Source organism: Candidatus Cloacimonadota bacterium (genome assembly GCA_034661015.1).
Lineage (GTDB): Bacteria > Cloacimonadota > Cloacimonadia > JGIOTU-2 > JGIOTU-2 > JAYEKN01.
In genome coordinates this window covers 2,125-12,211 of the sequence record JAYEKN010000195.1, presented here as the reverse complement: position 1 = coordinate 12,211, position 10,087 = coordinate 2,125, and the positions used below count along the sequence as shown (strand labels likewise).

At 35.8% G+C, this 10,087-nt stretch carries 8 protein-coding genes; 4 read left to right on the top strand and 4 right to left on the bottom strand.

All coding sequences use genetic code 11. The features are described 5' to 3' along the window. Positions 1 to 32: 32 nt before the first annotated feature. Positions 33 to 1,058: a hypothetical protein gene (locus U9P79_07550; protein MEA2104477.1), complete on the top strand. Its 1,026-nt coding sequence runs from the start codon at positions 33 to 35 to the stop codon at positions 1,056 to 1,058. A gap of 16 nt (positions 1,059 to 1,074) precedes the next feature. Here the strand turns inward: U9P79_07550 and U9P79_07545 are convergent, their stop codons facing one another. The 3 genes from U9P79_07545 to U9P79_07535 all read right to left on the bottom strand — a co-directional run bounded on the left by U9P79_07545 (position 1,075) and on the right by U9P79_07535 (position 5,282). Further along, complete coding sequence (locus U9P79_07545) at positions 1,075 to 3,396, bottom strand: tetratricopeptide repeat protein (GenBank protein MEA2104476.1); 2,322 nt, start codon at positions 3,394 to 3,396, stop codon at positions 1,075 to 1,077. A gap of 324 nt (positions 3,397 to 3,720) precedes the next feature. Further along, positions 3,721 to 4,776, bottom strand: a complete 1,056-nt coding sequence (gene ispG / locus U9P79_07540) for a flavodoxin-dependent (E)-4-hydroxy-3-methylbut-2-enyl-diphosphate synthase (GenBank protein MEA2104475.1) — start codon at positions 4,774 to 4,776, stop codon at positions 3,721 to 3,723. 14 nt (positions 4,777 to 4,790) lie between these two features. Then, a complete protein-coding gene (locus U9P79_07535; GenBank protein ID MEA2104474.1) occupies positions 4,791 to 5,282 on the bottom strand; it encodes a methylated-DNA--[protein]-cysteine S-methyltransferase in 492 nt (163 codons plus the stop codon). Positions 5,283 to 5,428: 146 nt separating this feature from the next. Here U9P79_07535 and U9P79_07530 point away from each other — a divergent pair, with 146 nt between their 5' ends. From U9P79_07530 to U9P79_07520, 3 genes are all read left to right on the top strand, one after another. After that, positions 5,429 to 6,562, top strand: coding sequence for a M20/M25/M40 family metallo-hydrolase (locus U9P79_07530; GenBank protein ID MEA2104473.1), 1,134 nt, complete (start codon positions 5,429 to 5,431; stop codon positions 6,560 to 6,562). Between the two features lie 25 nt (positions 6,563 to 6,587). Continuing rightward, entirely contained in the window at positions 6,588 to 7,733 is a 1,146-nt protein-coding gene (locus U9P79_07525) for an alanine--glyoxylate aminotransferase family protein (protein MEA2104472.1), read from the top strand. A 262-nt stretch (positions 7,734 to 7,995) separates the two neighbouring features. Beyond that, positions 7,996 to 9,243 carry a DUF512 domain-containing protein gene (locus tag U9P79_07520; GenBank protein MEA2104471.1) on the top strand — a complete coding sequence of 416 codons (1,248 nt, stop codon included), beginning with the start codon at positions 7,996 to 7,998 and terminating at the stop codon, positions 9,241 to 9,243. A gap of 102 nt (positions 9,244 to 9,345) precedes the next feature. Here U9P79_07520 and thiD read toward each other — a convergent pair. Beyond that, the coding region (thiD, locus tag U9P79_07515) for a bifunctional hydroxymethylpyrimidine kinase/phosphomethylpyrimidine kinase (GenBank protein MEA2104470.1) at positions 9,346 to 10,087 on the bottom strand (742 nt) is incomplete at its 5' end.

Here is a 10,087-nt window from a genome sequence, read left to right as displayed (position 1 = left end):
ACTCTAATTAAAATATGAAAGGAAAAAACATCATGGAAAATGAACAAATTACTATAGAAGAATGGAAAGCATTATTTGAGGTTGCCATCCGCTTTAGAGACCAAAAGAGTTGGGAGTGGATGCGAGATGACATGATTTTTGGAGTTCAAAATCCGGAAAACGGCATGATAAATTATTGCATTGTTTTAGGAAATATCGGACAGTATTTTGGATTTTCAGCAAATTTGGGTACAGAAGGATTAGAAGGGCTTCAAAAAATGAATGATATAAACCAGAATGAATTGGATGCTATTCATTTTCAAAATTGTATTATGGCTTCTTTCCTCAACCGAAATGATTTACACCCAAGAGATTACAAATTGATCAAAAAATTGGGTTTAAGTTTTCGAGGTAAAAATCAATGGATATATTTTAGGAATTATACTCCCGGTTTTTTCCCATGGTTTATCACTAGAGAACAAGTAATAAATCTTACCCACGCTTTAGAACAAGGTTTCATCGTAGCAGAATTAATAAAGCAAGATCCGGCTTTACTTTACTCATCCCACAAAAATGCCTATTACGTCCGAGTTCCTGAAAAAAAAGGGAAAAAGATTGTTTGGAAAAGCGAATGGCGAGAGCCAAAACCATTGAAAAAGAAAAAAATAAAAAGATTCGAGATTGATGACATTAGTCTCCATCGCATCCAAAATAGTGCGCAAAGAACTTCTCAAGTATGGGAAATATCCATCTTCTTTTTACCTGCACCCATTCAAGATAATAAAAAGCAAAGACCATATTTTCCGTATATGTTTCTTGGCGTTGAACGAAATGAAGGACTGGGGTTATTTTCCGACACGTTTGAGCATGAAGATTACCAAAAAAATGTTTTTAGAAACTTTATCGAATTTATTGAAAGGGAAAATGTAATTCCAAAAACTTTGATGGTAACTCAAGAAGAAATAGTTGAAATTTTTCAACCAACTGCAAAAAAATTAGGGATTCAAATAAAAAAAATAGATAAATTCAAATATCTCTACTTATTACGAGAACATCTCGACCAGTATATGAGAAAGTAAAACAAATCCCGCAATACTACTCCCAAGAAAAACCAATATTTTTTAGAAATTTTTGAGCTTTTTTATCTCCCAATTGGGCGGCTTTTTTGTAATATTCAATTTTTTTCTGATGCTCATTTAGCTTGTAATACGCATCACCGAGATTGCAAAATGCATTTGCTAATGACGAATCTATTTCAACCGCTTTTTGCAGATAAACAATCGCATTGTTGTATTCAGCCATTTTGAAATAAACAAATCCGAGATTGTCGTATGCTTTCGCAAATTCAGGGTCATACTTGATTGCTTTTTTTAGATTGTCAATTGCAGGGGAATAATTTTGCATGCGGGCATAAGTTGTTCCGATGCTGTAATATGCAGAAGAATTTTTGCGATCGAGTTCGATTACTCCTCCGTAATAATCAATTGACTTCGCAAAATCCCCATTGATATAAGCCTTCGAGGCTTTTTGAAAAAAGTCTGCAATTGCTTCTCGAATGTTTGCATATTCCGGCTCGTTTTCCTCTTCCTGCTCTGCCAAAAGAAATGAAAAATCGTTGTCTTTACTCACCTCTTTATTCACGTTTTTTACAGTCTGCAATAGTGCTTCCGGAGGTTGATCATCTGAAGTTTCTTGGACAAAATCAGCATTTGCTTTTTCTTCCTGCTTTGTTTTTAATAAGTCATCAAAAGCTGCATAAAGTTCTTCGGTTTCCAATGGTTTCTCGAATTCGTCCTCAGAAATTTCCGCCGCTTTTGCATTATTAAGTTTTTGGGGAGCAATAATTTCCGTATCATCTGTTCCTATTTTATCTGTTTCAGTTGGCAGAATTGATTCGGGAGTTTTCTTTGTAATAATTTTTGTAAGTTGAATTTCCGGAATTTCTTCAGGAGAAATCGCTTTGCTTTTTTTTGTTTTGAATTCATTGGATTTTGCAGATTTCTTTTCCAAATTTTCAGTATTAATTTGTTTATCATTTTTTTTATCGATTTTCTTAGAAAGTTTAGGGGTAGATTCAGTTTTTTTCTTTGATGTTTTCGGAGTTGCAGATATTTCACTTTCTTCCTCATCCTGCAAATCAGATTCATTGTCTGTGGATTTAGCGAGATGCGAAACATTTATGCGAGGGGCGTTTTCGTCATATCCAAGGCTGTCAGCAATATCAATATTTTTCATCCCGTTTTCAAAATCACCTTTTAAGCCGAAAGTGATACCCAATTTATAATAAGCATCAGGAAATTCAGGATTGACTTCAATGGCTTTTTGATACCATTCAATCGCTTTATTAAAATCTCTTTGTTTTCCAAATAAATTCCCAAGTCCATAATAGGAAAAAGCATAATTTTTATCTATCTTGATGGCTTTTCGGTAAGTTTCTTCTGCTTTGTCAAATTCTTGCAATTCTGCATAAGTTCTTCCCAAATTGTAATAAGCGTCAGTATAATTTTCATCAATCTTAATCGCTTTTTTGAACCACCCAATCGCTTTTTCATTTTCAAAGTTATGTTCATACGCATTGCCAAGATTGTTGTAGGTTTCAGCACAGTCGGGATTTAATTCTATTGCTTTGTCGAAAGATTTAAAAGCATTCTCGAAATCTCCGGTTCTACTCAAGATAATGCCGAGATTATTATATGCTTCCGCATTATCGGGCTCAATTTCAATAATCTCGCGATATTTTTTTTTTGCCTTTTCCAGATCTCCTGAAGTTTGAGCAGCTAACGCTTCATCAAAGAGAAAGTGATTTTCAGCTTGCGAATAATTTACCGTTTGTAAACCGGAAGAATAATCTTCTGTCTTTTTAGGAATGATTATTTTTTTTTCGTCTTTAATTTCCAGAATTTCTTCTGTTTTATCATTTTTCAAAGGTTCGATGTCTGATTTTATTTTGAATTCAATCTGAGGATTTTCTTTTTCTTCTTGGGAGGATTTATTTTTTATTTCCTCTTCTTTTGATTTTATTGAAATGGGTTTATCCTCAACAGAATCTCTGTCCATATTTTTAAAATAACGTAATACTTTTCCTTCATCTACATCAAATTCTGCTTTCATATAATACGAATTTCCATCCCAACGTTCTTTGTAATATTTTGTAAGAGTAATTAGGGGATAGAGTTTTTTTGTTTGTTCGGATGTAAGTGTGCTTTCAGGTTTGTATTTTCCGCTTAAGTAGGAATTCTTTGCAGAAGCAAACAGGTCATCAATTATTTCCCCTTTTATACTTACAATCGTTTCTTCTCTTGCTTGAACTTTGCGGATTTGCCCACTTGGTTCGAAAGAAAATTCGCGAATAAAAGTGCTTGCAAAAGTGCTGGTTGCAAATAGCGTTATGCAAAATAGAATAAAAATTTTTCTCATTGAACTTAAAACTCCATTTTCGGGAAATATTTCGTTTGAATAGTTACAACATGTAAAAAGTGTGTTTCCTGTGTCAAAGAATTAAAGATTAATATTCTTCAACCGGCGATTATTTATTTTTCTTATTCGTGTTTTTCCATCTGAGATAAATCTCTGCCGGCTGGCGGATGAAGTTCAGAATGAGATGTTGCAATTTCAAATTTCAAATTTCAAATTTCAAATGAAGCTATTATGGATTCGTTGCTAAACTAAAAGTTCGTTTTGTTGGTTTTGTCCGTTGCTAATTTATTTTTATTGTTCATGTTTGTCGGTTGCAATTGGTCTTTATTCAACCATTTTTTTTATTTCCCAAACTAATTCCGAAACAATATCTTTTTCAGGTATCGAACGGATGACTTCACCTTTTTTGAATAAAACAGCCTTGCCGTTTCCGCCGGCTATCCCGATGTCTGCTTCTTTTGCTTCTCCCGGTCCATTAACAATACAGCCCATAATTGCAATCGTAATATCTTGATTTATTCCGAGTTTAGAAATTTCTGTTTCGATTTTTTGAGCAATCTCAATGATATTGATTTGTGTTCTGCCACAAGTTGGGCAAGAAATGAAATCCACCCCTTTTCGGAGTCCCAGAGCTTTTAAAATTTCGATCCCCACTTTGATTTCTTCAATGGGATTGTCTGTTAGAGAAACGCGAATAGTATCACCGATTCCCTGAGCGAGCAATGCTCCGATTCCGATTGAGGATTTTATCGTCCCCGAAAACTTTGTTCCGGCTTCGGTTATTCCAAGATGAAATGGGTAATTTACCAGTTGTGCCATTTTTTGATAACTTTCAATAGTCATCGGAACGGATGAAGATTTTAAGGAAATTTTTATATTAACAAAATCGTTTTCCTCAAAGAATTCAATATGACGCATAGCGCTTTTTGTTAGAGCTTCCGCAGAAACTCCATATTTTTGTTTTATATCTTTTTCGAGCGAGCCGGAATTAACCCCGATTCTGATGGAAACTCCTGCTTTTTTTGCTGCCCGAATTACTTTTGAAACCCGCTCTTTGCTGCCGATATTTCCGGGATTGATCCGAATGGCACTTGCTCCGTTTTCTATTGATTTGATAGCTAATTTATAATCAAAGTGAATATCTGCAATGATGGGGATATCGGTCTGCTGAATAATTGCCGGAAAAGCCTCGGCAGCTTCCATATCCGGCACAGCGATGCGAATTATATCACATCCGGCATTTGTTAGTTCGCGAATTTGCTTAACTGTTTCGGGAATATTTTTCGTATCTGTGTTTGTCATGGACTGAACAGAAATAGGGGAATCACCACCAATTGCAACATCACCAACATTTATAATCCTTGTTTTTCTACGATTCATTTTTTCATCCTATTTTATGAATTTTTATTTTCGTGATAAAGTAACCGCTCCTTAATTTTTTTTCCGCCGCTGAATCCCCCAATATTTCCATCCTTTCTGACTACTCGATGGCAAGGGATAACGAGCAAAAGATGGTTTTTACCGAGAGCGTTTCCCACAGCGCGGGCTGCCAAAGGTTTGCCTAACATCTCAGCAATTTCTTGATATGTTTTGGTTTTACCATATTCAATTTCTGAAGCGAACTTCCAAACATTTCTCTGAAAATCAGATCCGGATAACCGATAGGGTAATTGGAAATGTTTCCTTTCAGCGTGAAAATATTCCTGAAATTGGGTGATTATCGGATTTTGATTTGATTCGATCAAATTTGAATCAGGATAAAATCGGTTTAACCATCTCAAAGTGTTTTCGGAAAAGCTACAGTAAAGTAAAACGTCTGTTTTGGCTTCAAAAAAAATAGTAAACTCTCCGAATTTATTCTTGATTTCACTTTTATAGATATTCATATTGTCTGATTGCTGATGAGTCGAGATTACCTTGTCAACAAAAATAACAATTTAATTGACAAGGTGTAATGGGTATGAAAATTTGTAAAAAAAAAATTAGATAAAGAACTCAATCCAGATTATTCATATTTTGATAAGGAGATTACATGGATAGAAGACTCGTAGACTATTTTGTCTCGCTTGTAAAAATTGATAGCGAATCACAAAATGAAGCTGAAATTGCAATGTTTTTGAAAAACGATTTGGAAGAAATGGGAGCAAAAGTCATCATAGATAATGCCGGAAAAAACGTTAATAGTAACGTTGGTAATTTGATTGCAAAATTTCCCGGAAAAATTGGAAAAGAACCCCTTTCGCTTTTTGCGCACATGGATACTGTAAAACCGGGTAAAAATGTTAAACCAATTATAAAAGATGGTGTTCTTTACAGCGATGGTTCCACAATACTTGGTGCAGACGATAAATCGGGAATAGTTATGATAGTTGAAGCAATCAGAAGATTACAGATTGAGAAATTTGATTACGCACCTCTTGAGGTTGTATTTACGATTTGCGAAGAGATCGGGTTACTCGGGGCAAAACATCTTGACTATTTTCATCTAAACTCAAAGATAGGTTACGCTTTGGACGGCGGTGAAATCGGTTCAATAATCGTAAATGCTCCAGCCTTGAATACCTGGCAAGTTACTATTTATGGAAAAGAAGCTCATGCAGGAGGTTCACCTGAAAAGGGAATCAATGCTATTCAAGTGGCAAGCGAAGCTATTTCAAAGATTCATCAAGGAAGAATTGATGCAGAGACTACAGCAAATATCGGCATAATATCTGGGGGACAGGCTCATAACGTCATCCCTGGAGAAGTTATTGTGGAAGGTGAGGTTCGCAGCCATGATCCAAAAAAATTGGAAAAGATTACAAATGAAATCATTGCAGTTTTTCAAAAAGTAGCAGAGAAATATTCAGTAAAATTAAATGAAACTGTCGTTAGAGCAAGTATAAAAGAAGAAATTCAAAACGATTTTCCATTTTTAAAAATAGATTCAAATGGGAAAGCAATAAAAATTTCCAAAGATGCAGCTGTAGCAATCGGTTTAGAGTCTCAAATTACATCAAGTGGAGGCGGAAGCGACGCAAATGTCTTGTTCGGAAATGGAATTTGTGCCCCAATTCTCGGTACAGGGATGCATTCTGTTCATTCAAAGGATGAATTCATAAAAATTGAAGACCTTGAAAAAGGTACCGAATGGATAACTGAAATAATTAAACAGTTTAGTAAATAAATCAAATACATTAGAAGGAGTGAAAATGAAAAAATACCTGATGGCACCAGGACCCACACCGGTTCCTGAAGAAATATTACTAACAATGGCAGAGCCGATGGTTCACCATCGTACTCCCGAATTTAAAGAAAAAGTCGGAAAAGCTTTGAAAGGTTTGCAATATATTTTTCAAACGGAAAAAGATATTCTGATTTTTTCCTCAAGTGGTACCGGAGCAATGGAAGGTGCAGTAGCAAATGTCCTCAATAAAGGGGATAAAGCACTTGTAATTCTAAGTGGAAAATTCGGTGAAAGATGGCAAGAGCTTATCGAAAAATTCCAGGCAGAAGCAATCGTTATAGATCTTGTTTGGGGCAGTGCGGTAACACCGGAACAAGTCAAAAAAGCACTCGAAGAAAATCCCGATATCAAAGCTGTTTACACTCAATTAACCGAAACATCCTCCGGCGTAGTTATGCCGATTAAAGAGCTCGGCGAAATCGTCAGCAAAACAGATGCCCTTCTCGTTGTGGATGCTATTTCCGGACTTGGTGGGCAAGAATTCTATATGGATAAATGGAATGTGGATATTGCTGTTGCCGGTTCACAAAAAGGTTTGATGCTTCCTCCTGGTCACGCTTATGCAGCTGTAAATGAGAAAGCATGGAAAGTTATCGAAAAGAATGAACAACCTCATTTTTATTTCGACTGGTTGACATACAAGAAAAAATTAATGGGCTCAAACACAGATCCGTTTACCGGTTCTGTTTTGCATGTTAAAGGGCTTTTAAAAGCTATCGAAAGAATCGAAGAACTTGGCATAGAAAATCTCTTCAAACGCTACAAAGTTTTGGCAAAAGCTACTCAAGCAGCTGTTAAAGCACTTGGTTTAGAGTTATTGTCTGATTCTCCCTGCGATGTGGAAACTGCCTGCAAAATTCCGGACTCCGTTGATGGATTGCTACTTGTTAAGCAGCTTCGTACTAAATACGGATTTACAATTGCAGGTGGACAATCCCGCTTGAAAGGTAAAATATTCCGAATCGCTCACATGGGTTATATTGAGTGCTTTGATATTATCATTATGATCTCTGCTCTCGAAATGGTGCTTAAGGATCTCGGCTGGGATTTTGAAACAGGTGCTGGTATTACCGCAGCTCAAAAAGTCCTAATTGCCGAATATCAATTCTAATAAGTGTCCATCCGTAAAGTAGCCTTTTCGAGACGTGACGGATCATTCCGCTTGAAGAGTCGGCACGGACCATTCCGTGCCGAATTAAAAGTTGTCTATTAAGTTAGTTTACGTTATGTTTGTGAGTTAGGAAAACATAAGTCAATCCGCCAGCCGGCGGATTAACTCAAGATTTCACTTTACGGACAGACTCTAATTATCGAATATTGAAGCAGAATATTATAGGCGGGAAATTTTCCCGCCTTTTCTGTTATACAAAAGCATGTCCCTAAAAATTAGATCTGTAGAAAAAACTTCTGAATTATATGAAGCAGGAATCCGTTCCGGTGATTTTTTGCTCGAAATTAATGAGCATGAAATAAGCGATATTATTGATTACAAATTCCATCAGGCGGATGAAAAGTTGGAATTGGTTTTCCGCAAAAATGATGAACTTCTCGCTTTTTTTATGGAAAAGGAATATTATCAAGATCTCGGACTCACCTTTTATCCGATAAAGTATCGCAATTGTGTTTGCAATTGCGTTTTTTGTTTTGTAGATCAGATGCATCCGGATTCCCGCAAATCTTTAAAAGTAAAGGATGATGATTTTCGTCTTTCTTTTTTGCATGGAAATTTTATCACTTTGACAAATATGCAGGAAGCGGATTTTACCCGAATTGTAGAGCAGCAGCTTTCCCCTTTATATATTTCCGTGCATTCCACTGACGATACGGTGCGAAAAAAAATGATGCGTTACAGAAAGAATGTTAGCATTTTGGATAAATTGAAATTTTTTGGGGAAAACAAAATCAAAATGCATACTCAAATTGTGCTTGTACCTGAGTGGAATGATGGAAAATTTTTGGAGAAAACTGTATTTGACCTTACCTCACTTTTTCCGGCTGTGCAATCGGTTGCAATTGTTCCGGTGGGACTTACAAAATTTCGGAAAGAGTTAACTCCCTTAAAAAAGCTTTCAAAAAATCAAGCAAAAGAAATAATTGGTAAAACAGATCAGTGGCGAAAAGATTGTGAAAAAAAATACGGGAAAGGGATAATTACACTTGCAGACGAATTTTTTCTCATCGCAGAACAGCAAGTTCCGTCAGCACAATATTACGATGATTTTCCGCAACTTGAAAACGGAATTGGGATGACAAGGCAGCTTCTTGATAATTGGGAATATTTTGCAGATGAAGTAAAAATTCCTGAAAATGTTAACACCATCACAATTTGCACTGCCAAATTAATCTATCCGGTTATGAAAAAATTAGCAACTATTTTTGCGAAAACGAGAGATTTAAGCATCAATGTCCTCCCCGTAGAAAATGATTATTTGGGAAAAAATGTTACTGTTTCAGGATTACTTTCTGCGGGAGATGTGATTGGAGCAATAAAAAAAAATCAGTGCGGTGATTTGATTTTTTTACCGAAGAATATGTTTAATGACGATGGAATTACTTTGGATGGGATAACGTTGGAAATGATAGAGCGGGAGACTGGGAAAAGCATCAGGATTTTTCCGTGAATGAATACAATAATCTTGATTGGGAATGGGAAATATAGAAACAAGGGGAGAAAAATTACAACAATCTGCGATTTTACATTTCTTGCGAATTCGTATAAAATCCTAAACTTGTGTATAAAAATATTTTTTTGCTAATAATACAGCGGCAGATATATCCATCCCCTTTGCCAGATTTGCAGCAATTGCCGAAGATAGCAAGCAGCCGGTTCCATGAGATTTTACTAACTTTTTTTTCGGAGATGTGAATTCCTTTTCGACATTTTTTCCGATAAGAAAATCAACGATCTTATCCGTTTTTTTATTTATAAAATGCCCGCCCTTCATTAAAACATAGCAATTATATTTTTCAGATAAGAATTTTCCGGCAGCTTTAATCTCATTTTCGGTTGTAATAATTTTTTGTGAAAGCAATTCTGCTTCCGGAATGTTTGGGGTGAGAAGGTCTGCATTTGCAAGAAATTTCTCTTTGAAAAATTCCTCATCTTTTTTAAGCAAGAACTTAGTTGAGTCACTCGCAGAGATGATTGGATCGATAATTACATTTTTTTGCGAATATTTCTGCAAATAATGTGAGATCAATTCCATTATTTTCCGATTGTAGATTACCCCGATTTTTGTTGCGTCAATTTTAAAATTATCGAAAACAGTTTTCAGCTGAATCTCCACCTCAGTAGTAGATAGGGGATTTGAGTAAAATACTCTTTCAAATGATTGGGCAGTTATTCCGGTGATAACGGAAAGTCCCCAAATTCCATTGTCGTGAAAAGATTTCAGATCTCTTTGGATTCCGGCACCACCGGAAGTATCACTTGCTGCGATGGTTAATGCTGTATATTTCATAAGA